11 protein-coding genes and 1 pseudogene are annotated in these 26,140 nt (G+C 71.8%); 6 read left to right on the top strand and 6 right to left on the bottom strand.

Annotated features, from left to right (window positions below; genetic code table 11):
- Positions 1–50: 50 nt before the first annotated feature.
- Together ACFWRT_RS02720 and ACFWRT_RS02715 are read right to left on the bottom strand one after the other, a co-directional pair.
- Complete coding sequence (locus tag ACFWRT_RS02720; RefSeq protein WP_380952726.1) at positions 51–6,347, bottom strand: amino acid adenylation domain-containing protein; 6,297 nt, start codon at positions 6,345–6,347, stop codon at positions 51–53.
- Positions 6,348–6,502: 155 nt separating this feature from the next.
- The gene (locus tag ACFWRT_RS02715) at positions 6,503–7,303 is read right to left on the bottom strand and encodes a thioesterase II family protein (RefSeq protein WP_380952727.1); all 801 of its coding nucleotides are present in this window, start codon (positions 7,301–7,303) and stop codon (positions 6,503–6,505) included.
- A gap of 212 nt (positions 7,304–7,515) precedes the next feature.
- On the opposite strand from ACFWRT_RS02715, the gene ACFWRT_RS02710 reads away from it, so the two are divergent.
- Positions 7,516–8,583: a diiron oxygenase gene (locus ACFWRT_RS02710; RefSeq protein WP_380952728.1), complete on the top strand. Its 1,068-nt coding sequence runs from the start codon at positions 7,516–7,518 to the stop codon at positions 8,581–8,583.
- Between the two features lie 154 nt (positions 8,584–8,737).
- On the opposite strand, the gene ACFWRT_RS02705 is transcribed toward ACFWRT_RS02710, so the two are convergent.
- Genes ACFWRT_RS02705 through ACFWRT_RS02695 form a run of 3 tightly spaced genes read right to left on the bottom strand, consistent with a single transcriptional unit; the run spans position 8,738 to position 11,727 of the window.
- Positions 8,738–9,676, bottom strand: a complete 939-nt coding sequence (locus ACFWRT_RS02705) for an HAAS signaling domain-containing protein (RefSeq protein ID WP_380949373.1) — start codon at positions 9,674–9,676, stop codon at positions 8,738–8,740.
- Complete coding sequence (locus tag ACFWRT_RS02700) at positions 9,673–10,011, bottom strand: PadR family transcriptional regulator (protein ID WP_018961692.1); 339 nt, start codon at positions 10,009–10,011, stop codon at positions 9,673–9,675. The genes ACFWRT_RS02705 and ACFWRT_RS02700 overlap by 4 nt, the downstream gene beginning before the upstream one ends.
- Positions 10,012–10,071: 60 nt before the next feature.
- Entirely contained in the window at positions 10,072–11,727 is a 1,656-nt protein-coding gene (locus ACFWRT_RS02695; RefSeq protein ID WP_380949374.1) for an AMP-binding protein, read from the bottom strand.
- A 264-nt stretch (positions 11,728–11,991) separates the two neighbouring features.
- Here ACFWRT_RS02695 and ACFWRT_RS02690 point away from each other — a divergent pair, with 264 nt between their 5' ends.
- The 5 genes from ACFWRT_RS02690 (at position 11,992) to ACFWRT_RS02670 (ending at position 25,273) form a co-directional block, all read left to right on the top strand.
- Positions 11,992–15,225, top strand: coding sequence for an amino acid adenylation domain-containing protein (locus ACFWRT_RS02690; RefSeq protein WP_380949375.1), 3,234 nt, complete (start codon positions 11,992–11,994; stop codon positions 15,223–15,225).
- Complete coding sequence (locus tag ACFWRT_RS02685; protein WP_380949376.1) at positions 15,222–21,728, top strand: amino acid adenylation domain-containing protein; 6,507 nt, start codon at positions 15,222–15,224, stop codon at positions 21,726–21,728. Before ACFWRT_RS02690 ends, ACFWRT_RS02685 begins: the two co-directional genes overlap by 4 nt.
- A 226-nt stretch (positions 21,729–21,954) precedes the next feature.
- Positions 21,955–23,043 (top strand): guanitoxin biosynthesis L-enduracididine beta-hydroxylase GntD, encoded by a 1,089-nt coding sequence (gene gntD, locus ACFWRT_RS02680; RefSeq protein ID WP_380949377.1) that lies wholly within the window; start codon positions 21,955–21,957, stop codon positions 23,041–23,043.
- Between the two features lie 32 nt (positions 23,044–23,075).
- Positions 23,076–23,846 (top strand): SDR family NAD(P)-dependent oxidoreductase, encoded by a 771-nt coding sequence (locus ACFWRT_RS02675; RefSeq protein ID WP_380949378.1) that lies wholly within the window; start codon positions 23,076–23,078, stop codon positions 23,844–23,846.
- A gap of 83 nt (positions 23,847–23,929) precedes the next feature.
- Entirely contained in the window at positions 23,930–25,273 is a 1,344-nt protein-coding gene (locus ACFWRT_RS02670) for a cytochrome P450 (protein WP_380949379.1), read from the top strand.
- On the opposite strand, the pseudogene ACFWRT_RS02665 reads toward ACFWRT_RS02670, so the two are convergent.
- A pseudogene (locus tag ACFWRT_RS02665) lies at positions 25,230–25,907 on the bottom strand (thioesterase II family protein); the annotation flags it as partial. The gene ACFWRT_RS02670 and the pseudogene ACFWRT_RS02665 overlap by 44 nt on opposite strands.
- Positions 25,908–26,140: the final 233 nt, after the last annotated feature.

The following is a 26,140-nucleotide window of genomic DNA, read 5'->3' as shown; positions in this document are numbered from 1 at the left end:
TTTCTGTTCTCGGGGTTCGGCCTGGGCTGATTCCAGGCCTCGCGTGGGCCTCAGGTGAGTGCGGTGCCGAGGGCACGGGCGGTACGGCAGCGGAAGACGCTCTCCACGTCGACGGGCCGTCCCAGTTCCGTCTCGATCCGGCCCGCCAGGCGCAGGGCCGTCAGGGAGTCGCAGCCGAGCTCGAACACGTCTTCGTCCGCGCTGACGAAGTCGCGTCCGAGCACCTCGGCGATCAGCTCGCACATCATCTGCTGCCCTGGTTCGGCAGGTGGTGCGGGAGTGTGTTCCAGGAACCGGCCCGTCGGGAGGGCCAGCGCTCCGGGCAGCTCGATCAGCAGTTCCCGTAGACGATCGGCCACCTGCTGCCCGAGCGGTGCGTCGAACAGGTCCGGGCGGTAGCTGATCTCCAGCTCCAACTGCCGGCCGGGTGCGGCCATCAGCTTGAGCGGATAGTGATAGGCGTCGTGGCCGACGACATCCGTCAGCCGCAAGCCGTCGTCCGGACCGCTCGGCAGGGTCTCGGCGGTCGGGAAGTTCTCGAAGACGACGCAACTGTCGAACAGGGTCCCCAGTCCCACCGTCCGCTGGATGTCGCTCAGCGGGAGGTAGTGGTACTCCAGAAGTTCGGCGTGCTCGCCCTGGAGGCGTTCGAGCAGTTCGGCCACCGGCTCGGACGGGTCGAGACGCACCCGTACCGGCACCGTGTTGATGAACACCCCCACCATCTCCTCGACGCCGGGGAGTTCGGCCTCCCTGCCCGAGACCGTGGCCCCGAAGGTGAGGTCCAACTGCCCGGTCCGCCGGTGCAGGCACAGCGCCCAGGCGACCCGGACCAGGGTGTTGAGCGTGACACCGTGACGGCGCGAGATGTCGAGCAGCGCGGAGGTGTCCGCCTCGGAGAGGGCGACGACGATCCGCTCCGGAAGGACGCGTATCCGCGCGGTGTCCGTGCCGGGGCAGGCCAGCGTGGGCTCCTTCAGACCCGCCAGCGCCTCCAGCCAGGCCGTACGCGCCTTCTCGCGGTCCTGTTCGGCCAGCCACCGCAGATAGTCGGGGTAGTGGCCGGGCGCGGGCAGCCCGCTCGCGGTGCCGTGGTCGTAGAGAGCGAGCAGGTCGCGCAGCAGCAGCGAAGTGGTCCAGCCGTCCACCAGCAGGTGGTGCATGGTCAGGACGACTCTCTGCCTGTCCTCGCCCAGGCCGACCACGGTGCAGCGCATCAGCGGCGGGTCGGCGGGGTCGAAGCGCCGGCGCCGGTCGGCCGCCAGCACCGCCGCCAGCCTGTCGGCCTGTTCGCGCGGGCCGAGGCCGGCCAGGTCATGGACGTGCCACGGCATGGCCGTCCGCTCCGGGATCACCTGCACCGGCTCCCCGGACCGCTTCTGCACGAAGGCTGCCCGCAGCATCGGGTGCCGTTCCAGGAGAGCGTCGCAGGCGCTCCGGAACCGCTCGGCGTGAAGCCGGCCCTCGACCTCCAACGAGATCTGCACGTTGTAGACATCGAGGTCCCGGCTGTCGTACCGGGCGTGGAAGAGCAGCCCTTCCTGGAGCGGCGTCATCGGCAGGGCCTCGACGACGGGCAGGCCGATACGGGCGCCGAGACCGGCGAGCTCGGTGTCGTGCCGGTCGAGCGGTTCTCCGCCCAGTGGTCCGCCCTCCCGGGGAAGGGCGGGCGGCGTCGTCTGCCGCGCGACGATGGCCTCCGTGCTCGTCCCGTGCTCCACCAGCGCGCGCAGAGCCGCGAACCAGAGCCGGCCCAGCTCGGCGACGTCCTGGTCGGACAGGAGCCGACGGGCCCACAGCCAGTTGGTGACCAGGCGTGGCCCTTCCGCGCCGTCGTTGACCGCCGCGGTCAGTTCGACGACGTGCGCCATGGGCATACGGGGGTCGGCCCCGAGGGGCAGCACGTCCGACTCGGGGGCCACGCTCCAGTCGGTGGTCCCCGCACCGCCCTGTCTCCCGAGGTAGTTGTACCCGATCTGGGGTGCGGGGCGGGCCGCCAGCTCGGCGGCTGTCTCCTGGTTCAGGTAGCGCAGCAGACCGAAGCCGGTGCCGCGCCGGGGGATGGCTTCGAACTGGGCCGTGACCCGGCGCACGGCCTCGCCGAGGCGGGCTCCGGCCGGATCGTCGTCCGGAGCCCAGTCGGCGATCCTGGCGTCGACGCGTACCGGGTACAGCGTGGTCAGCCAGCCGACGGTGCCGGACAGGTCGACGTCCTCGGACATCTGCTCGCGGCCGTGGCCCTCGACGTCGACCAGTACGGCCGTGCTGTCGCCCGCATCGGGCGACCGGTCACGACGCCAGGCGGCGACGGCCACCGCGAGAGCGGTGAGCAGTACCTCGTTCGTGTGGGTGCCGAAGACGGCGGGCACGGTCGTGAGCAGCGGGGCGGTCAGATCCGGCGGGAGGGTGAGGGAGAGTTCACCGGCCGTCGCGTAGACGTCGTGCGACGGGGAGAGCTCCACGTCGGCGAGCCTGCCGTCACCCGGCCCCCGTCCTGTGCTGAGAGTCCTCCGCCAGTGGGGCAGCTCGTCCCGCAGAGCGGGTGCTTCCGCCGCGGCGCGGAGCAGCAGGCTCCATTCCCGCATCGAGAACGGCACCGGACCGGTCTCCGGGACGGCCCCCGCTGCCAGGCCCTGCCAGATGCCGTACAGGTCGGTCAGCAGGATGTGCCAGGAGACCGCATCGACGGCCAGGTGGTGGACGGTGACGAGCAACCTGCCCTGGGCGCCCTCGCCGGCGTCGAACCAGGACACCCGCAGCATGGCGCCCGCACGTGGGGCGAGGGAGTCGGCGTCCTCACGGGCGCACGCGGCGATCCGCAGACGGACACCTTCCGGCGCGAGACCCACGACGTCCACCCGGCGTACCGAGTTCCGCGACGTGACCGGGTCCACCGGGTCCAGCGTCAGCGTCCCGTCCTCCTGGAGACGTGCGCGCAGCGACTGATGCCGCTCGGCGAGAGTCCGTACGGCGGTGGCCAGCAGGTCGGCGTCGAGTGCGGCCGGCACCCGGAGCAGTGTCGACTGGTGGTACGCGTCGGTCGTTCCGCCCTGCTCCCGCAGCCAGAGCATGATCGGCGTCGCGGGGATCACGTCCGCCGACCACTGTGCCGCCGGGTCGGCCGCGCCCGGGCCGCCGTCCGCGGACTCCACCGCGCCGGTCGGGCTCACCACGAGAAAGGCGGCGAGAGCGCTGGCGGTGCGGTGGGTGAAGATGTGCTTCGGGGTCAGGTGGAAGCCTGCGGCGCGGGCGCGGACGACGAGTTGGATGGCGGTGATGGAGTCGCCGCCGAGGGCGAAGAAGTCGTCCGCCGCCACGGCGCTGTCCACACCGAGTACCTGGACGAACAGGTCGACGAGAACGGTCTCGACGCTCTCGTCCCGCGCCTGGTCCGCGCGCTGCCGCTGCCCGGACCCGCGCGCTTCGTCCGGGGCCGGCAGCGCGGCCCGGTCCACCTTGCCGTTCGGGCTCATCGGCAGTGCGGGCAGGGTGACGAACGCCGAGGGAACCATGCTCGCGGGCAGCCGCGCCCCGATCCGGTCCGCCAGCGCGGCAGGATCCGCGGACGGGTCGGCCGCCGGTACGACATAGGCCACCAACCGCTCGTTCCCGTGCCGGTCCTTCCGTACGGCTGCCGCGGCCTGGGCGACGGCGGGATCGGCCGCGACGACGGTCTCCACCTCGCCAAGTTCGATCCGGAAGCCGCGGACCTTGACCTGGTCGTCGGACCGGCCGCGGTAGACCATGGTGCCGTCGGGCCGCCAGTACGCGATGTCACCGGTACGGTACATCCGGGAACCGGGCGGGCCGAAGGGGTCGGCGACGAAGCGGGACGCGGAGAGACCGGGCCGGTTGACGTAGCCGCGGGCGAGCACGTCACCGCCGATGTACAGCTCGGCGGGCAGGCCCGCGGGGACGGGACGCAGGAAAGCGTCCAGGAGGTAGACCCGGGCGTCGGGGACCGGACGGCCGACCGGCACCGCACCCCCGGGCAGCGGGTCGCCGGGTTCCAGGCGGTACTCCATGCATCCCACGGTGGCCTCCGTGGGTCCGTACTCGTTCACGATGGTCACGCCCGGGTGGGCCTCACGCCATTGCGCCAGCGCCTCGGCGTTCAGCTGTTCACCGCCCAGGACCAGTTCCCCGGTCGGTGAGTACCAGTCGGACGAAGCCGTCAGCACCGGCAGGTGGCTGGGCGTTGCTTTGACGAAGGTGGGCGGCGGGGTGGCGCCGGGCGGGGCGTCGAAGTCCTCCAGATCGACGATGCGCACCAGACCGCCGGAGGTCAGCGGGCCGAAGATGCCGGTGACGGTGAGGTCGAACGAGGGCGGGGAGTGCACGAGCGCCTGTCCGGCGAGGCCGGGATAGGCGGCGCGGGCGAAGGCGAGGTAGCTGTCGACCGTACGGTGCTCGACGGCGACGCCCTTGGGCCGGCCGGTCGACCCCGAGGTGTAGATGACGTACGCGGCGTCCGCGAGCCGCAGCGGCGCGCCGCGTTCGCCGTCCTCCACGCGGTGCTCGGGCAGCAGCGCCAACTCGTCCTGGACGGCGGGGTCGGCGAGTGGGACGACCGACGGGTGCGTGATGAGCGCCGGGCGGGTGGTGCCGGCGCAGATGACGACGGACGGGGAGGCGTCGCCGAGCATGAACGAGACGCGTTCGGCGGGATAGGAGGGGTCGACCGGCAGATATCCGGCTCCCGCCTTCAGCGTGCCGAGCAGCGCCACGATCAGGTCCGTCCCGCGCGGCAGCGCCACGGCGACGAAGTCGCCGGGCTTCACCCCGCGGGCCAGCAGCAGCCGGGCCAGCCGGTTCGCCTCCGCGTCGAGCCGGCGGTAGCTGAGCGACCGCTCCCCGTCCGCCACGGCCGGGGCGTCGGGTGTGGCGCGCACCTGGTCCTCGAACCGCTCGGTGAGGGTCGCCGGTACGCGGGCGGGAACGTGACCGGACTCCGCTCGCCGGCCTCCCCAGTCGCCGATCACCTGCTCCCGTTCCTCGTGGGTGAGCAGCGGAACGGCGGCGACCGGCGTCGTGGGCCGTTCGGCGAATGTCCTGAGCAGCAACCTCAGCCGGGAGCCGATCAGTTCGATGCGTTCGGCGTCGAACAGGTCGGTGCGGTAGTTGAGTTCGAGCCGCAGGCTGGGGCCGGGGACGGCGAAGACACTCAGGGGGTAGTGGGTCGATCCGGTGATCTCCTGCTGTCCGGCCGCTTCCTCGTCGCCTTCCAGCGGCGTCACTCGCAGGCCGGCCGGACCGTCCTGTACGGCCTCCCGGTCGAAGGGCGCGTTCCCGAAGCCGGTGGAGGTGTCGAAGAGCGCGCCGAGCCCGGCCAGCCGCTGCACCTCGGCCAGCCCCAGGTGGTGGTGGGGTGCGAGTGCGGCCTGTTCGTTCTGGATCCGGGCGAAGAGAGCGGCCATCGAATCCTCGGGGGCGATCCGTACCCGTACCGGGATCGCGTTCATGAGCAGGCCCACGACCGAGTCGACCCCGGGGAGCTGTGGCGGGCGGCCGTGCACGGTCTGGCCGAAGACCACGTCGTCGCGCCCCGTCAGCAGCGAGAGGAGCAGTGACCAGGCGCCCTGTACAACGGTGTTGAGCGTGAGGCCGTGCTCCCGGGCGGTAGCGGTCAGCGCCGTGGTCGCCTGCTCGGACAGCGTCACGAAGGCCAGCCCGGGCATCGCCTCCGCGAAGGGCGCGCCAGGGGCGACGAGGGTCGGTTCGTCCAGACCGTGCAGAGCGTCGCGCCACGCCTCTTCCGCGGCGGGCCGGTCCTGGCGGGAGAGCCACCTGAGGAAGTCCGAGAAGGGGGTGAGGGGGCCGAGTCCGGCGTCGTCGCCGTCGCTCCGGTAGAACGCCAGCAGGTCCTGGAGGACGAGTGGCAGAGACCACCCGTCCAGCAGAATGTGATGATAAGTCATGATGAAGGCGTGGTGGTCGGGCGCCAGCCGGATCAGCGCGAACCGCATCAGCGGTGGCGCCCCCATCTCGAAGCGGTGCAGCCGCTCGTCCTCGAGGAAGGCCAGCAGCCTCTTCCGCCGCCCGGACTCGGACTCCGCCGACAGATCGAGTTCGGTCCACGGCGTCTCCACGACGCGGCGTACCAACTGCACGGGCTTCCCGTTGGCACGCAGCCGGAAACCGGCCCGCAGAACGGCATGGCGGCGGAGTGTGGCGGCGCAGGCCGCGCGCAGACGCTCCGCCGAGAGCTCCCCGGTCAGTTCGAAGCCGGCCTGGATGTTGTAGACGTCCACCGTCTCGGAGTCGTACAGCGCGTGGAAGAGCATGCCCTCCTGCAGTGGCGTGAGGGGCAGCGCCATCTCGATCGGCGACTCGGTCGCTTCGTTCACTGTGAGGTCTTCCCCGTGAGCGGTCGGTGGTGGCAGTGATAAGGCGGTGAGCGGTGTGCGGAGGACGTCGGCGCGGCCGACAGCGCGATGCTGCCGCACGGTTCGCGTGCGGGGACAGGCAGCCGACCGGCAGCTTCCCCGTCCGGCCCCCGCCCTCAGCGCAGCGTCGTTCCGAGGGCGTCGAGCGCCGCGGGCGCGCCGGTGAAGAGGTAGTCGTGCCCGCCGGGCAGCAGCCGGAGGGAGAACTCGCCCGCCGCGCAGTCCCGCCAGCGCTCCAACTGCGCCCCGCTGATCAGTGGGTCGTCCGCACCGCCGAGGACATGGAGCGGGCAGTCCACCCGCTCCGGCCCGGGCGCCAGGTAGGCCTCTGTGAGCGCGAGGTCGCGGCGGACGGTGCGCAGCGCGTACCGCAGATACGCCGGATAGCGCGACAGTTCTGAAGGGATGCCGCCGAAGCTGTCCAGCCAGGCGAGCAGCCCGGCGTCGTCCCGGTCCGATACACGCCGGCGCACCGGGGTGTGCGGCGACCGTGCCGCGGACACCAGCAGTGCGCGCGGCGGGGTCAGGCCGCGCCGCGCGATCCCGACGGCGATCTCATAGCCGAGCAGCGCGCCGAAACTGTGGCCGAAGATCGCGTACGGCAGGTCGAACTCGTCCGAGATGCCGTCGATCACCGCGTCGGCCAGTTCCTCCATGGTCTCCGGCAGCGGGTCCGTGCCGCGTACACCTCGGCCCGGCAGCTCCACCGTCGCGAGCTCCACGCCGGAGGGTGGGGCGAGACGCCACGGGGCGAACGAGGCCGCGCTGCCGCCTGCCTGCGGCAGACAGAACAGCCGCATCCGGGGCCGGGAAGCGCGGACCCGGCCCACGATCCAGGGACAGTCGTCCCGGGGAGCCGGTGCGCTTCGCGAGCCGGACGGGTTCCCTGAGCGGGTGGGTGGTGCGGCGGCAGTCATGCGCGTCCCGCCCCTTCGGTCGGCCGACGGTCATGCGGGGCAGCAGCCCCTTGTGGGCATCATGGTCCGGCGGGTGGCAGCGGGCCAGGCATGGGACCGGCAACCGGTCTGCCGCCAAGTTGCCCCACGGGTGCCTGGAGAGCCGTTCCGGGGCGCGTCAGACTCCACGAGCGTCAGTCCTGTTCCGTGCCCGAGGGGTGGACCGTAATCCAATGACCACAGTTCCGGACTCGGCGACCGGCGTGGCGGCCGCTCCTGGCGGGTCGGCCGCCACGACCGGCTCGGCCGAATCGACCTTCTTCACCCTGGACACCGTCACCGCGGACCTCATGGAGGTCGACGCGATGTTCAAGGCATTCTTGAACTGGGACTACGGCCAACGCGACAGCCGGGTGTGGAACCTCTACGAGAAGAACAAGCTCTCGCAGTGGAACGCCGCCACCGACATCGACTGGGACCACGAGATCCACTTCGGGTCGGAGATGTCGGAGGAGAGCGGGGGGAGACTCGCGTCCTTCGTCGTCGGCGAGGGAAGTCCCGTGCCCCGCGAACTGCTGACGCAGTTCCGCTGGCAGTACCAGTCGTGGATGTGCAGCCAGTTCCTGCACGGCGAGCAGGGTGCGCTGGTGACCACGGCCCGGCTGGTGGAGACGGTGCCGGACATGGATGCCAAGACCTACGCGGCCTCGCAGGTCGCCGACGAGGCGAGGCATGTCGAGGCGTTCGCCCGCTATGTCGACGAGAAGCTGGGCGACTCCTACCCGATCAATCCCGGGCTCAAGACGTTGCTGCACGATCTGCTGTCGGAATCCCGGTGGGACATCGTCTATCTCGGCATGCAGGTGGTCGTGGAGGGGCTGGCGATCACCGCGCTGCGGCTCGCGAGCAGCGGCTTCGGGGACCCGATCATCCGTCAGATCACCAAGATGGTCGCGAGCGACGAGGCCCGGCACATCGCCTTCGGGGTCACCGCGCTCACCGGCATGTACGGGCAGGTGACCGCCGCCGAGCTGCGTGAGCGCGAGGACTTCCTGCTGGAGGCCATCCAGCTGATGTCGCGCCGGTTCATGCTGCGCGAGGTCTGGGAGCGGATGGACCTCGACGTGGAGAAGGGGCTGCTTTTCGCGCGGACGAACCCGATGATGGCCACCTACCGGCAGATGCTGTTCCAGCAGGTCATCCATGTCCTGCGGCAGTTGGACATGCTCTCGGACCGGGTCAAGAGCCTGCTGCTGGCGGAGAACCTGGTGCGTCCCGAGATCATGGCGGTGACGCGCTGATTCCGGGCTCCTCCACCGTCGCGGGGGGGGGGGGGGGGCGCCGCGGGGGGGGGGGGGGGCCCCGGGGGGGGGGGGGGGGGCCGGGGGGCCCCCCCCCCCCGCGCCGCCCCCCCCCCCCCCCGGCGTTCTCGCTTCCCTCGCCTGGGCTCCCGTCCTACTTCTTCGCCGCGCGGAAGCCGTTGACGACGGCGATCAGGCTCGCGACCAGGACGATCAGCGCCACGCCGGTGTAGACCTCCGGCGTCGTGTTGTCCGTGACGTCCGCCAGGAAGTCCGGGTTGAAGATCTGCCGCTGCTGGATGATCCAGGCCAGCGGCAGCACGAACACCGCCTGGGCGATGGCGTGCAGGACGGCCAGCCGACTGGTCCAGCCGTGCGTGACCACGCGGACCAGAGCGAGCACGACGAGGCCGGCGAGCCCGATGAGGACCGGCCAGATCCACCCCGACCACAGGTCCGGGTCGAGTACGGCGATCCGCTCCCCGCCGTCGGTCCGGTAGGGCTCGGAGAGCTGCTGCCAGACGGTCAGGCCGAGCAGCACCGCGTACCAGACCGCCGTCAGGACGGCACCGAAGCCGACCTTCTGGGGCTCACGGGTCTCGGGCAGGTCGTCGGGGGTCCAGTCGGTGGTACGGATGAGAGTCCCCTTCCGGTGGCCGGCGCGCTCGGCGACGGCGAACAGCACGGTGAGTACGGTGACCATCTGGGCGCCGACCGTGAAGACCGTCTCGACGCCGGCGCCCACGGCCGCCCCGAGGCCGTTGCCGTCCACGATCTCCAGCAGTACGAACACGGCGGTGATCACCGGCAGCACGGTGGTCAGCAGGAAGGCCAGCAGCCGGATGTAGGTCGGGTAGAGATCGGGGCCGATCAGGGCGAGCGGCCGGTCGGCGTAGCGCGCGGCGTGCCGGATCGGATCGCCCATCTCGCTCAGCACCTCGCGCTCGACCGTCTCGGGGCGGGCCGGGTCGCGTGCTTCGATGGTGTCGGCGATGGTGGTGCGCAGCTCGTCGGCGATGTCGTCGCGCTGATCCGCGGGCAGCCGCCTGACGACCTCGTGCACGTAGCGCTCGGTGAGCGTGTTCGTGCTCATCCATTCTCCTTGGTAAGCCGTGAGATCGAGGCGACGAGGTCCTGCCATTCGCGCACCAGTGAGGTGCGTACCCGGGAGCCCTCGGGACTCACCCGGTAGAACTTCCGTGGCCGGGACTCGTCGGTGTTCCATTCGCTGGTGAGCAGGCCTTGCTTCTCGAGTCGGCGCAGCAAGGGATAGAGGGTGTTGCCGTCGACGGTGACACCCGCGTCGTTGAGTGTCTCCAGCAGTGCGTAGCCGTACTGCGGCTTGCGGAGCAGCGCGAGGCAGGCCAGGACGACCGTGCCGCGCCGCAGCTCCTGGGCCTGGCCAAGAGCGATCTCTTCTGTAGCCATGCACTGCACTGTACTGTGCGGCACACACTATTGTCACGCGTACGGTTCGTCCAGGACCGATCAGTCCGCTGCGACCGGCGCGTCCGCCTCCGCCGTCAGCGGTCGGGTCGTCGCGTCGAACTCGCCCGCGCAGAGCGCCTTCCAGATGACTCTCCGGCGCGGTTTTCCGCTGGAGGTGACCGAGACACCGCCACGGGGCAGTTCGACCATGTGGAGCTCCGCGTCGCCGAGCCACTCGGAGAGAACCTCGTGGGCGGCCTCCCGCCAGCCGGGCCGCACGCCGCCGAACACCGCCACGCCGGTCGGTACCCCGTCGCGTACCCCCAGCAGGACGGCGACGCGCCGCTCGGGAATGCCCCGGTGGTGCAGCAGGGCCTCCAGGCTCTCGGCGAAGACCATCTTCCCGTTCATCTTCAGCCCGTCGCCGAGCCGGCCGATCACGAAGAGCTGCCCGTCCCGCAGGAAGCCCGCGTCACCGGTGGCGAGGCCCCCGTCATCGACGCTGGTACCTGAGGCGGACCCGGTGGTACCGATGTACCCGCTCGCGATCGACACCCCGGTGACGACGATCTCGCCGACCCGTCCGTCCGGTAGTTCCTCCCCGTCCTCGGACAGGATCCGCACCGTCCTGCCCTCCAGCGGACGGCCGCAGCCGACCACCGCCGCTCCGGCGAGGGATGCCGCGTCACCGGCGTCAGGTGCCTGCGCCGACCAGCCCTCGCCGGGGGCCAGACCGGTCACCGCGAGGGTCGCCTCGGCACTGCCGTACGCGGGGAGCAGCGCGCCGCGGTCGAGTCCGTGCGGTCCCAGCAGCGCGTGGAAGTCCTCCAGCACCTGCTGGTCGACCCGCTCCGCGCCGATGATCACGCACCGGACCGAGTCGAAGCGCAGCTCCCGCAGGTCGGCCGGCCTCACCCGGCGAAGGATGTACGCCAGCCCGAAGTTGGGCATGGCCGTCATGACGGCGCCCTGGTCGCTGATGCAGCGCAGATACCGCAGCGGCGAGCGGATGAAGTCGTCCGGCTGCATCATCCAGCCGTCGAAGCCGGTGACGACGACGTTCAGCAGGAAGCCGACGAGACCCATGTCGTGGTGGACCGGCAGCCAACTGATCGCCGGGTACTGGGGCGCGCAGCCCAGCCACTGCCCCATTCCGGCGAGGTTGGTCTCCAGGGCGTCGGCGGAGATCAGCACGCCGCGCGAGAAGCCGCTCGACCCGGAGGTGAACTGGATCAGCGCGGTCTCCGGCAGCGGCATCGGCCGCTCCAACGGCTCAACCCCGACCACGAGTTCGTCGAAGGCGACCGGCTCCTCCAGCCCCAGCCCACTCGCGATCTTGCGGATCTGTTCCAGCGACTCGTCGTCGCAGACGGTGAACCGGGGCGCGGCCGTCGCGAACAGATGGCTCGCGTGCCTCTCGTACTCGTCGGCGCGCTGGAAGGCGAAGGGCGGCGGGATGGAGCACGGCGTCGCACCGGCCGCCAGCGCGCCGAAGAACCCGGCGACGAAACCCGGGCTGGAGCGCAGCACCAGGGCGACCACGTCGCCCTGCCCGACCCCCCGCGCCCGCAGGGCGGCGGCGGTTCTCAGCACCAGCGCGGCCAGATCACGGTAGGACCAGAAGTCCCATCCGTCGGCGGAATCCGCGTAGTACAGGCCGCGCTCGGTGGACGGCTGGTCCAGCCAATCGAGCAGGCCTCGGTTCCGGTCTCCCAACGTCCCTGTCCTCTCCCATGGTTCACGGCACTTCCGGCACACGCGAGGCGTGGCGCCGTGCCCGGCTCGCCGCAGCATCACCCGCCTCCCGTACGAGAACCAGGCAAGCGGCCGGTAACTCGGCCCGGACCGGGCGGCATTTCGACCAGCGCCGCTGATTGCCGGTTCGGTTGCCTGGTTACCGCACGGGCGGGCGATGCAGCATCGTCGCGAGATCCGGGCCTCCAGGCTCGCGGGGATGCACGAGAGAGCGGTTACGACCCGATGACTTCACGCGCCGAGAACGGTCTGCTGCCGCTGACGGCGGCCCAGCGGGGGGTGTTCTTCGCCCAACGGCTCGACCCCGCCAACCCGGCCTACAACACCATGGTGGCCATGGAGGTACGCGGGCCGCTGGACGGCGGGCTGCTCCAGCGCGCGATCCGCCGGGCCGAGGGGGAGAGCGGAAGCTTCGACGTCGAACTGGTGGAGCGGCCGGACGGTACGTACCAGCGGCCGGTCGCACCCGGCTGTTCGACCTGGCAGGAGTACGACTTCAGCGATGAACCGGACCCCCTCGCCGCCGCGCGGACGCTGATCGACCGCGACCGCGCGACCGCGCTCGACCTGGAGAAGGACGCGCTGTCGGCGCACATCCTGATACGGGTCGGAGCCGATCACCACGTCTGGTACCAGCGCAGCCACCACATCCTGTCCGACGCCTTCGGGTCGGTGCTGCACTCGCGCCGGATCTCCGCGTGCTACGAGGCGCTGGCCGCCGGGACGGAACCCGACGGTGAACCGCTGGGGCGGCTCCAGGACCTGCTGGCGGACGAGAGCGACTACCGTGCGTCGGCGGACTACACCGCCGACCGGGCGTACTGGGCGGGCGTCTTCGCCGACCGGCCCGAGACGGCCGCTCTGGCGACAGGAGCGCCGACGACCGCGGCGGGCATGGCGATCGCCACGACGACCGTGCTTCCACCGGACGGACTGCGGGCGCTGCACACCGCCGGGCGGGCCGCCCGCACTCCCTGGACGGTGCCGATGCTGGCGGCGGTCGCCGCCTATCTGCACGGGATGACGGGGGTTCAGGACCTGACGATCGGGGTGCCCACCACCGCGCGGCTCGGCGCGAGGTCCCAGAACGTGCCCGGGATGCTGTCGAACACGCTTCCGCTGCGGATCACCGTCGACCCGGCGGCCGACCGCGCCAAGCTGGTGCGGCAGGTCGCGCGGCGGCTGGGGGAACTGCTCACCCATCAGCGCTACCCGTACGACGAACTCCGGCGTGACCTGCGCATGCTCGGCACCGAAGAGCAGTTGTTCGGGGTGCTCGTGAACATCATGCCGTCGGGGTCGGAGACCGCGTTCACCGGGCGCGAGGCCGAGGTCATGGCCCTGTCCGGCGGACCGGTCACCGACCTCAACATCACCTGCCACCCCGATCCGGGCGGCCGGGGCATGCGCATCGAGTTCGAGGCCAACCCCGACCGGTACGGCCTCGCCGAACTCCGCACGCACCAGGACCGGTTCACCGACTTCCTCTCCCGCTTCCTCGCCGCTCCCGCAGACGTGCCGCTCGGCCGCCTCGACGTCCTGACCGCGGCGGAACGCACGCGGGCACTCGCCGCGGACAGCCCTCAGCAGGACACGGAACCCGTCGTCCCGCGTACCTTCCCGCAGCTGTTCGAGGAGCAGGTCAGGCGGACCCCGCACGCCTGTGCCGTGCTCTCCCCGACCGAATCCCTCGACTACGCGGCGCTCAACGTCCGTGCCAACCGGCTGGCAAGGGTGCTGGTCGGGCGAGGTGCCGGCCCCGAGCGGCTGGTGGCGGTCGCCCTCCCGCGCGGCAGTGCCGCCCTGACCGCCACGGTGGCGGTGCTGAAGTCGGGCGCGGCCTGTCTCCCGGTCGACCTCGACTACCCGCGGTCCCGGGTCACCGCCATGCTCGACGACACCGCACCGCTGCTGCTGCTCACGACCCGCGCCGCCGACGACGCCACGCTCGCCCCCGAGGTGCCGCGCCTGTACCTGGACGGGGCGGCCGCCCCCGTCGACCACCCGCCGGCGGACGGCGACACCGACGGCGGCGATCTCGACGACCGGGACCGCCGCACGTCCCTGCGCCTCACCCACCCGGCGTACGTCATCTACACCTCAGGGTCGACCGGCAGGCCCAAGGGCGTCGTCGTCACGCACACCGGCCTCGCCGCGCTGACGCTCCACCAGAGCGACCTGCTGCGCCTGACCCCCCGGACCCGCGTACTCCAGTTCTCCTCGCCCAGTTTCGACGCCTCCGTATGGGAGCTGTGTGCGGCGCTCCTCACCGGCGCCGCCGCGGTGGTCGCGCCGGCCGAACGGCTCACGCCCGGGCCACCACTGGCCGAGCTCGTCGCCGAACTCGGCGTCGACTGCCTGCTGCTGGCCCCGTCCACGCTGGCTGCCATGCCGGCCGGGGGGCTTCCGGACGGCATCAACCTGGTCGTCGGCGCCGAGGCGTGCCCGCCGGACCTGGTCGCACGCTGGTCGCCCGGCCGGCACATGGTCAACGCTTACGGCCCCACCGAGTCGACGGTCATCGCGACCCAGACCGGCGCGCTGTCCGGGCGGACCGTCCCGCCCATGGGCCGTGCCGTCCCCGGCACCCGCGTCCGGCTGCTCGACGACGCGCTGCGGCCGGTGCCGCCCGGAGTGGCGGGCGAGGTGTATCTGAGCGGCGACGGGCTCGCCCGCGGCTACCTCGGCCGTCCCGGAACCACCGCGGAACGTTTCGTCGCCGACCCCTTCGGCGCGCCCGGCACCCGGATGTACCGGACGGGAGACGTGGCACGGCGGTCGGAGAGCGGCGAGCTGTCCTACCTGGGCCGTGCCGACAGCCAGGTCAAGGTCCGGGGCTTCCGCATCGAACTCGGCGAGGTGGAGAGCGTTCTCGCCGAGGCACCCGGAGTCGACCGTGCCGTGGCGGCCGTCCGCGAGGACCGGCCGGGACACAGGCACCTGGTGGCCTACGTGACCCCGGCGGCCTCCGGTGTGCGGCCGGATGCGGGGGCGTTGCGTGAGTTCGTGGCGGGGCGGTTGCCGGAGTACATGGTTCCGGCGGTGGTGATGGTGGTGGGGTCGTTCGCTCTGACGCCGAACGGGAAGGTGGACCGGGGGGCGTTGCCGGTGCCGGAGTTCCGGGCGGCGGAGGTGTACCGGGCTCCGGTCACCGAGCGGGAGCTGGTGTTGCACGAGGTGTTCGCGGAGGTGCTGGGGCAGCCGCGTATCGGTGTCGACGACAGCTTCTTCGACCTCGGCGGCGACTCCATCATCGCCGTACAGGTGGCGTCCGGGGCCCATCGGGCCGGACTCGCCATCGCCGTCAAGGACGTCTTCGTCCACAAGACCATCGCCAAGCTCGCCGAGGCGGCCGAGGACGTCGGCGAGCGGGCCGCGACACCGCGTGCCGGGAGCCTGGTGCGGATCGACGCGGAAGAACTCGACGAGCTCGAAGCCCAGTGGGGGACAGCACTGTGAGACAGACATCCCTGGAAGCGGTCCTGCCGCTCTCGCCGTTGCAGCAGGGCATTCTCTTCCACGCCCTCTACGAGGAGGGACAAGCCGGCAGCGGGAACATCGACTTCTACAACGTCCAGACGCCGCTGGAGCTGACCGGGGCACTCGACACCGACCTGCTGCGTGCCTCCTGCGGCGCGCTGGTCGGCCGGCACGCGAGCCTGCGGGCAGGATTCCTGCGCCGCCGCTCGGGCGAGGCCGTCCAGGCCGTCGCGCGGGTGGTCGAGCCGCCGTGGGAGGAGATCGACCTCTCCGGCTTCGGCCAGGATGAAGTGAGGCCACGCCTCTCCCGGCTGCTCACCGAGGAGCGCGCGAGGCGCTTCGACATGGCGAAGCCGCCGCTGCTCCGGTTCACGCTGATACGGCTCGCACCCGACCGGCACATCCTGCTGATCACCAACCACCACATCCTGCTGGACGGCTGGTCGCTTCCCCTGATCCTCGGCGATCTGTTCCGCATCTACGGGGACGGCGGCACGGCGGATCGGCTGGAGCCGACGGTGCCCTTCCAGGACTATCTCGGCTGGGTCGGCGAGCAGGACAGGGACCGGGCCGAGCGGGCCTGGAAGGGCGTGCTCTCGGGGGTCGACGGCGCCACGCTCGTCGCGGACGGGGCAGGCACCGGCTCCTCGGACCGGGGACAGCGGCGCGTCGTGACGGAGCTGTCCGAGCGGACCACGGCGGAACTCACCGCCCTGGCGCGGAGCCGCGAGCTCACCGTCAACACCCTGGTCCAGGGCGCCTGGGCGCTGTTGTTGACCGAGCTGACCGGGCGCCAGGACGTCGTCTACGGGAACACCGTCGCCGGCCGCCCACCGGAGCTCCCCGGCAGCGACCGCATGGTGGGCCTGATGATGAACACCGTGCCCACCCGGGTCCGGATCGACCCGGCAGAGCCGGTGGCGGACCTGCTGGCCCGTATCCAGCACGACCACACGGCCGTGATGGGTCACGAATACCTCGGCCTTGCCGAGATCCACCGCGCCGTAGGCGCCACCGAACTCTTCGACACCACCGTCGCCTTCGAGAACGTTCCCGTGGAACGGGCCGTCCAGGGCGCCTCGGTGCCCGGGCTCGACGTCGGCCTTCTGCGGGACGCCGTCGACGAGGCGTTCGAGGGCACCCACTACCCGCTGAGCCTGGCCGTCCACCCCGGAAGCCGGCTCCGCTTCGAACTCAACCACCGCGAGGACGTCTACAGCGCCGATACCGCGAGCGGCGTACTGCGGCGCCTGACCGGTCTGCTGGAGGACATCGCCGCCCGGCCCGACGAGCCGGCCGGGCGGCTCCCCGCGCGGACGGACGCCGAGCGGCGCGAGATCCTGCGCGAGGCGAGCGGACACGCCGTCGAGCGGCCGGCCGGGACGCTGCCCGGTCTGTTCGAGGCACAGGTCCGCGCGACGCCCGACGCGGTGGCCGTCGCGGACGGCACGACCAGCCTCACCTTCGGTCTGCTCAACGCCGACGCCAACCGCCTGGCCCGGCTGCTCGCAGCCCGCGGCGTGGGACCGGGCGACATCGTCGGTGTCGCCGTGCCGCGCTCCACGGACGCCGTCGTGGCGATCCTGGCCGTCCTCAAGTCGGGTGCGGCGTACCTGCCCATCGACATCGACCACCCCGCCGAGCGGATCGCGGCGATCTGCGCGGAGGCCCGACCGGCCCTCGTCCTGGCTTCCGTCGCCACGGCGGGCGACGTACCCGCATCGGTGCCGGCGCTGCTGCTCGACGAGACCCTTCCGCCCGCGGACGGGACGGACCTCGACGACGACGACCGCACCGGTGCGCTGCTGCCCTCCCACCTCGCGTACGTCATCTACACCTCGGGCTCCACAGGGCGCCCCAAGGGTGTGGCGGTGGAACACCGCAACCTGGCCAACATGTTCCACAGCCACCGGGCGAACTTCTTCGAACCCGAGCGGGCGAGGGCGGGCGGCCGGCCGCTTCGTGCCGCGCTCACCAACTCGCTCGGCTTCGACGCCTCCTGGAGCCAGCTCCTGTGGATGGTGGCCGGACACGAGTTGCACATCGTCGGTGACACCGTGCGCAAGGATTCTCTGGCACTCGTCCGCCACGCGGTACAAGCACGGATCGACGTGGTCGACACCACACCCTCCGTCGCACGGCAGATGCTCGACGCGGGCATGTTCGAAGCGGCGGGGGAGCGGCACCGCGTGCGAGTCCTCGCGCTCGGCGGCGAGGAGGTGGGCGACGACCTGTGGGCCGAACTCCACGGCGTACCGGGCCTCTCGGTCTACAACCTCTACGGTCCCGCCGAGTGCACGGTCGACGCGATGCTCTGGCACCCCGGCGGCTCAACCGGTGAGGCGGTGGACCCGCCCGCCATCGGTGTCCCCGCCGACAACACCCGGGTCTATCTCCTGGACGCGTTCCTGCGGCCGGTGCCGGCCGGGGTCGTCGGCGAGCTGTACATCGCCGGTGACGGGGTCGCCCGCGGGTATCTCGGCCGCCCGGGCCTGTCGGCGGAGCGCTTCGTGGCCGACGTGTTCGGCCCGGCGGGTGCCCGGATGTACCGCACCGGCGACCTGGGGCGCCGCCGGCCCGACGGTGTCGTGGAATACCGCGGCCGGTCCGACTTCCAGGTCAAGGTACGCGGCCACCGCATCGAACTCGGCGAGATCCAGGCCGTTCTGGCCGACCACCCCTCGGTGGGCCAGGCGGTCGCGGCGGTGTCCGCCGACGCCGAGGGCGTACGGCGGATCGTCGGATACGTACGGGCGGCCTCCGGTGTGCGGCCGGATGCGGGGGCGTTGCGTGAGTTCGTGGCGGGGCGGTTGCCGGAGTACATGGTTCCGGCGGTGGTGATGCTGGTGGGGTCGTTCGCTCTGACGCCGAACGGGAAGGTGGACCGGGGGGCGTTGCCGGTGCCGGAGTTCCGGGCGGCGGAGGTGTACCGGGCTCCGGTCACCGAGCGGGAGCTGGTGTTGCACGAGGTGTTCGCGGAGGTGCTGGGGCAGCCGCGTATCGGTGTCGACGACAGCTTCTTCGACCTCGGCGGCGACTCCATCGTCTCGATGCAGCTCGCGGCCCGCGCCCACCGCGCCGGTCTCGCCATCACCGTGAAGGACGTCTTCGTCCACAAGACCATCGCCAAGCTCGCCGAGGCGGCCGAGGACATCGAGGCGGAGGCCCCCACGGCGGCGGACAGTTCCGGCACCGGGCCGCTGCTGTCGCTGAACGACGCCGAACGGGCGGAGATCACCGCCGGCGGACACGAGCTGACCGGCGTACTGCCTCTCACCCCGCTCCAGCAGGGCATGCACTTCCACGCCCTGCTGGCCGCCGACGGCATCGACGTCTACACCGCCCAGGCACCCGCACGGCTGGAGGGACCACTGACGCCCGCCGTGCTGCGCAAAGCGTTCGACGCGGCTCTCGCCCGCCACACCGCGCTGCGCGTCTCGTTCCGGCTCCTGGCATCGGGCCGTTCCGTCCAGGTGGTGCACGAGGGCCTGCGCGTCCCGTGGCGGGAGATCGACCTCTCCGGGCACGGTGAGGACGAACGCCGCCGGCGGCTGGCGGAGCTGGTCGACGAGGACCGCGTCACCCGCTTCGACCTCACCGCCCCACCGCTGATGCGGGTCACCCTGGTCCGGCTCGGGACCGACGACCACGCCCTGCTGACCACCTACCACCACGCCCTGCTCGACGGATGGTCGCTGCCGCTGTTCTTCCGTGACGTCTTCTCCCTCTATGCCCGCGGCGGAGCCGACACGGACCGGCCGGTGGCCCAGTTCACCGGCTTCCTCGGCTGGCTCACCCGCCAGGACGATGAGGCGGCGACGCGGGCCTGGAGCCAGGCCCTGGCCGGTATCGACGAACCGACGCTGGTCGCCCCTGGCGCCGACGCGGCCACCGCTACCGTGCCCCACCTGGTGACGGAGGTCCTGGACGCGGAGGGTACGGACGTGCTCACCGCCGCGGCGCGCGGCGCGGGCCTGACGCTGAACACGGTCGTCCAGGGAGCCTGGGCGGTGGCACTCGGTCACCAACTGGGGCGCGACGACGTCGTGTTCGGTGCGACGACCGCCGGGCGCCCACCGGAACTGGCCGGCGTCGAGGATATTGTCGGCCTGTTCATGAACACCGTCGCCGTACGGGTACGGCTGGACCCCGTACGACCGCTCGACCAGATCCTGACCGACCTCCAGTCGCACCAGGCCGAGCTGCGCCCGTACCACCACGTCGGGCTTCCCGACGTGCAGCGGGCTCTGGGGCTGGGGGAGCTCTTCGACACCGTCATCGGCTTCGAGAACACCCCCTTCGACGGGGCGGCCATCCAGGAGCAGGTCCCGGGCCTGCGGATCTCCCTCGACGAGGAGCCCGTACCCGGCGCTTCCCACTATCCGCTCAGCCTGGTCGTCATGCCCGACGAGCGGCTCAGCCTCGAACTCAGCTATCGTGCCGACCTGTTCACGGCCGCGGCGGCCGGGGCGCTGCTGGCCCGGGTGCGCAAGATCCTCGACTGCTTCGTGCGCGACCGGACCGTACCTCTGGGCCGGATCGACCTGCTCACGGACCGGGAACGCGATCAGCTCCTGGCCGCGGCGGAAGGGGCGGCCCACGAGCGGACGGCGACCTTCCCGGAGCTCTTCGAGGAGCACGTACGGGCCACACCCGACGCCGTCGCGGTGTACGACCACGAGCTGGCCCTCACCTACGGGGACCTCGACGTCCAGGCCAACCGGCTCGCCCGCGCGCTGGTGGACCGGGGCATCGGCCCGGAGCGTGTCGTGGCGATCGCGATGCCGAAGTCGGCACGGTCCGTCCTCGCGGTGCTGGCGGTCCTCAAGGCCGGCGCGGCCTATCTTCCGCTGGACCTCGGCTACCCGCCGGACCGGCTCCGCTACCTGATCGGTGACGCGCGGCCGGATCTCGTCCTCACCACCGGTGCGGGCGCGGCGGTCATGGCCGAGGCCGGTGCGGGGAAGGTGCTGTGCCTGGACGGGCCCGGGCCGGCTGCCGGGAACGTCACCGAACTCCTGGACCCGGAAGCGGAGCTGACCGCCGGTCTGTCCGGGGCGACTCTCACCGACGCCGACCGGATCGCGCCGCTGCGGCCCGCGAACGCCGCCTATCTGATCTACACCTCCGGGTCGACCGGCCGCCCCAAGGGCGTGATGGTGTCCCACCTCGGCATCGCCGCTCTGATCGCCCAGCAGCGTGAGGGGCTCGCGCTCCGTCCGCAGGAGCGGGTGCTGCTGTTCGCCTCGCCGAGCTTCGACGCGTCCGTGTGGGAACTGGCCACGGCCCTCCTGACCGGGGCGAGTGCGGTGACCGCGGACCCCGACGAGCTGCTCCCCGGACCGGCCCTGGCGCGCACCGTGGCGCGCCACGGTGTGACCGCGCTCCTGCTGCCGCCGTCCTCGCTCGCCGTACTGCCCGAGGACGCCCTGCCCCACGGGGTCACCCTCGTCGTGGGCGGCGAGGCGTGCCCGCCGGACCTGGTCGCACGCTGGTCGGCCGGGCGTCGCATGGTCAACGCGTACGGTCCCACCGAGGCGACCGTCATCGCGACGATGAGCCGCCCGCTGTCCGGGCGGACCGCTCCGCCGATGGGCGGGCCGGTCGTCGGCGCCCGGGTCCATGTGCTGGACGGCTCCCTGCGGCCGGTGCCCGTCGGGGTGGCGGGTGAGCTCTACCTGGCGGGCCAGGGCCTCGCCCGCGGCTATCTGCGGCGGTCCGGGCTCACCGCGGAGCGTTTCGTGGCCGACCCGTTCGGACCGCCGGGCGCGCGGATGTACCGTTCGGGCGACGTGGCGCGGCGCACGGCGGGCGGGGGCCTGGAGTACCTGGGCCGCGTCGACGAGCAGGTCAAGATACGGGGCTTCCGTATCGAACCGGGTGAGATCGAGGCGGTGCTCGCCGCCGACCCCTCGGTGGGGCAGACCGTCGTGGTCGTACGGGAGGACACCCCCGGCTCACCACGCCTGGTGGCGTACGCGACCCCGGTGGCGGCCGGCCCGCTCGACCCGGCCGCGCTCCGTGAACGCGTCGCCGCCGTGCTGCCGGAGCACATGGTGCCCGCGGCCGTCGTCGCCCTCGACCGACTGCCGGTGACGCCGAGCGGCAAGCTCGACCGCGCCGCTCTGCCCGCTCCCGACTTCTCCGGAGCCGGCGGCGGCCGGGCACCGCGGACCGAGCGCGAGAAGCTGCTGTGCGCCTTGTTCGAGAAGGCACTCGGCACGGAGGGCGTCGGCATCGACGACAGCTTCTTCGACCTGGGGGGCGACTCGATCGTCTCGATCAAGCTCGTCACGATGGCCTACGCGGCGGGCCTGGACATCGCCCCGCGCGACGTGTTCGCCCACAAGACCGTGGCGGCGCTCGCCACCGCGGTCAAGGACCTGGTTCCGGCGGCGGACGCCGACGAGGCCGACTCGCAGGAACCGCTGATCACCCTGGACCAGAGCGAACTCGACGAGTTCGCCGAGGACTGGCGGTAGCCGGCCCCGCACACCCGCGGCCGACGCACCACCGAACACGCACCACCGAACACGCACCACCGAACACGCACCACCGCACCGAGCGCCATCACCGGACCACGAAAGGCCTGGACCCTGCCAGGCCGGTCCGGTGCGCACCACCACGCGGCCCGGCCACCCGGCGCGGACCGCACAGGACCGAACGACGGACGACCCGAGCGGTCACGACCAGGTGAGGACAACCGACATGACCAGCAGCACCCCGACTGTTGACGTACCTTCCCCGGACGTGGCCGCGGCGGCCCTGCCGGGGAAGGACCGCGGCGACACTCCCGCCGAATACCACCTGGACACCACCGAAGTCACTCAGTTGGAGGAGGCCGCCGCACGGCTCCGTGACGCCCACGGGGCACCCGGCCTGCCGGACTTCTACGACCACGCCCACACGGCCGAGGAGCTTCTGCCCGCCGGTCTGCGCAGATTCCTCCTCTCCTACCGCAGGACCGAGAGGTCCGCCGCATGCCTGGTGCACGGCTTCCCGGTGGACGACGCGCTGATCGGACCCACACCCGACCACTGGCGCCACGCCATCCGCTCCGACGCGGCCCGGTCCCAGGAGCTGTGGCTCGCGATGTGCGGCATGGCGCTGGGCGACCCGTTCGGCTGGGAGACCCTCCAGGAAGGGCGCATCATCCAGAACATCCTGCCGATCCGGGGCGACGAGCTGCGGCAGAGCGGCTACGGCAGCGAGAGCCTGCTGGAGTTCCACACCGAGGACGGCTTCCACCCCAACCGCTGTGACTACCTCCTGCTCTTCGGGCTGCGCAACCCCGACCTGGTGCCGACCATCGTCGCCTCCGTCCGTGACGTCCGGCTGAGCGACCACGACCGCGCGGTACTCGCCGAGGCCCGCTTCCGGATCATGCCGGACACCGAGCACATACGGCAGCTAGAGGCCCTGGACCCCGCACATCCCGCGCTGGAGAAGCTGTACGGGATGATCGACAGCGCCGTTCCGACCGCCGTTCTGTCGGGCGACCGGTTCAATCCCTACCTGCGCATCGACCGGCCGTTCATGGATGTCGCACCGGGGGACACCGAGGCCGAGGGCGCGCTCGACCGGCTGATGGCCGAGCTGCACCGGGTACAGCGGGACGTCGCTGTGGGCCCCGGCTCGCTGCTCATCGTGGACAACTACCGGGCCGTGCACGGCCGCCGGTCGTTCACAGCCCGGTACGACGGCACCGACCGCTGGCTGAAGAAGCTCACCGTCAGCCGCAACCTGCGCCGCAACTTCAGCGGATACGTACTCGGCAACCACCGCGTCATCGTCTGAGCCGGTCGGGCGGAAGGAGCAGGAGAGGCATCATGCGCACAGTCATCGTGTCCGGCGCGTCCAGCGGTATCGGACTCGCCACCGCCGAGCGGTTCGCCCGCTCGGGCGACCACGTGGTCAATCTCGACATCCAGGCACTCACCGGGGACGCGGCGGACGGCCCTCGCGAGGGGGGAGGCGAGATCCGGACGGTCATGCTCGACATCGCCGACTGGACCGCCGTGGGTGAAGCCGTCGACCGGGTGCACGCCGAGCGCGGCCGCATCGACGTCGTCATCGCCAATGCGGGCATCAGCGTCCGGCATTCCGTCCTCGACCTCACCGAGGCGGACGCCCGGCGCACCCTGGATGTCAATCTGATGGGTGTCCTGGCCCTGTGGCGGCACGCCGTTCCGCACATGCTGCGGGAGGGACGCGGGGTGCTCCTGGCGACGGCGTCCGTCAACGGGTCGCGCGGCTACCCCCTCTACGCGGACTACAACGCCAGCAAGGCAGGTGTCGCCTCGCTGTGCCAGACCTTCGCCGTGGAGCTGAGCCCGCTGATCAGGACGGCGTGTGTCGCCCCCGGCGCCGTACTGACACCCATGCAGCGCGCCGAGTACACCGACGCGATGCTCGACGAGGTCAACGAACGCATCCCGGCCCGGCGGCACGCCCTGCCCGAGGAGATCGCGGACGTGTTCCATTTCCTGGCCTCGCCGCAGGCGTCCTTCATCTCCGGTCAGCAGTTCACCGTGGACGGCGCGGAGACAGCCGGAGCCACCACAGCGTTCTTCCCCGGCCCCACCGAGCCGATGCGCTGACCCGGACGGCGGCGCCCGGCCGCCGTCCGCATCGCGCCCTTTTGCTGTCGCCCGCCCGTAACCGAGTCCGAGGAAACCGCCCCATGGACACCCGCCCCGCGCTCGACCAGGGCCCGCTCGACGCCGTCGATCTGGCCGATCCGCTCCTGCACGCCCACCACGACCTCGGACCGTGGTGGCGCCGGCTGCGGGACGAGGCGCCGGTGCACTGGCAGCCCGAGAGCGGCAGCCGTCCAGGGTTCTGGGTGATCAGTGGTCACGCGGACGTCGTCTCGGTGCTCAGCGACAGCGCGAACTTCACCTCGGAGCGGGGAAACGTGCTGGACACCCTGCTCGCCGGTGGTGACTCGGCGGCCGGGAGGATGCTCGCCGTCACGGACGGGCAGCCGCACAAGGCGCTGCGCAGCGCCCTGCTCAAGCCGTTCTCGCCGCGCTCCCTCGACGTGGTGGTCGAGAGCGTGCGGCGGGGTACCCGGCGGCTGGTCGAGGAGGCGGTGGAGCGGGGCGAGGTGGACTTCGCCGCCGACGTGGCCGCGCACATCCCGCTCGCCGCCATCTGCGACCTGCTCGGCGTGCCGCCCACCGACCGGCAGCACATCATCGAGCTCACCTCCTCCGCCCTGTCCACCGAGGACGGGCTCCCCGACGAGGAGGCCACCTGGGCGTCGCGCAACGGACTGCTGCTCTACTTCTCGGAGCTTGCCGCCGCCCGGCACGCCAAACCGTACGACGATGTTGTCAGCCTGCTGGTGACCAAGGAGATCGACGGGCGGCCCCTCACGCACGAGGAGATCGTCTTCAACTGCTACAGCATCATCATGGGCGGCCACGAGACGACCCGCTTCTCGATGGTCGGCGGGCTCCAGGCGCTGATGGAGCGGCCCGGCCAGTGGCGGGCCCTCAAGTCCGGCGAAGTGACGACGGACTCGGCGGTCGAGGAGGTACTGCGCTGGACGAGCCCTGCCCTGCACAGCGGGCGGACCGCGACCCAGGACCTCTTCCTCGGCGACCAGTTCGTCGAGGAGGGCGACGTCGTCACCACCTGGCTGGCCTCCGCCAACCGCGACGGCCGGGTCTTCGCCGAGCCCGACGAGTTCGACCTGGCGAGGACCCCCAACAAGCACCTGACGTTCGCCTACGGGCCCCACTTCTGCCTCGGTGCGTTCCTCGCCCGCGCCGAGCTGACGGCCCTCCTGGAGAGCCTGTGCGACCTGGTCGCACAGGCTCGTCCGACAGGCCCGCCGACCTACGTGTACTCGAACTTCCTGAGCGGTCTCTCGTCCCAGCCGGTGAGCCTCACCGGAGAGCCGGCAGGGAGTCGAGCACCGCTGACATCGTCTGCCGGGGGTGGGTGCCCGGGAACGAGTGACCGCCGGGCAGCACCCGGGTCCGGTGCTCCGCCGGTGTGTACGCGGCCCACGGTCTGACCTGTGCCACCGGGGCCACCGTGTCGTCCTCGCCGGCCAAGGTGAAGAGCGGGCAGCTCACGGCGACCGGGTGCGGAATGACGTAGCCCTCGGCGAGGGCCAGGTCGCCCCGGACAGCCGTCAGCAGATCGCTCAGGAAGTCGGGGAAGGCCAGGAGTTCGCGCGGCAGCCCGCCGGTACTCAGCAGCCAGGCGATCAGCTCGTCGTCGGAGCCGGCCGAGATCGGCTCACGCGTCAGGGGCAGATGCGGCGCGCGGGACGCCGAGGCCAGCAGGGCGCTGGGCGGCCGCAGCCCCGCCCGCTCGATCCGCAGCACCAGCTCGTACGCCACCACGGCGCCGAAGCTGTGACCGAACAGGGCGTAGGGCAGATTCAGTTCGGGCTCAACGCCGTGGAGAAGGGCCTCGACCAGTGCGTCGAGATCGTCCGGTACGGGCTCGTCGATCCGGGATCCGCGGCCCGGCAACTCCACCGGCACCAGCTCCAGGTGCTCGGGGACGTAAGGCCGCCAGGCATGGAAGGCGCCCGCGCCACTGCCCGCGGGCGGAAGGCATATCAGCCTCAGGCGCGGGTTCCCTACGGTGAACCGGGCGCTGACCCAGTCGGCTGCCGGCGTGCTGTCCACTGTGCTCATGCCGGTCAGCCTCATCGCCGAGCCCGGTTCCGGCAAGGCAGGCGGGCGGCAACTTCGGTGGAGCGGACGGTTCTTGGAGCGCTGTTCACACCTCGACGGCCGGGCCGGGGCCACCTCCCCGGGGCCTGACGACTGACGAGGCGTCATGATGCCCTGGACGAATGGTCGGCCGGGTTGCCCGACAGGCTTCTAGTTGCCGCGCGCTTGCCGGGCCCATTGCCTGGGCCCGGACA

Origin of the sequence: Streptomyces cyaneofuscatus, from assembly GCF_042718795.1 — a bacterium.
GTDB lineage: Bacteria > Actinomycetota > Actinomycetes > Streptomycetales > Streptomycetaceae > Streptomyces > Streptomyces cyaneofuscatus_A.
This window is presented reverse-complemented; position numbering and strand designations above follow the sequence as displayed.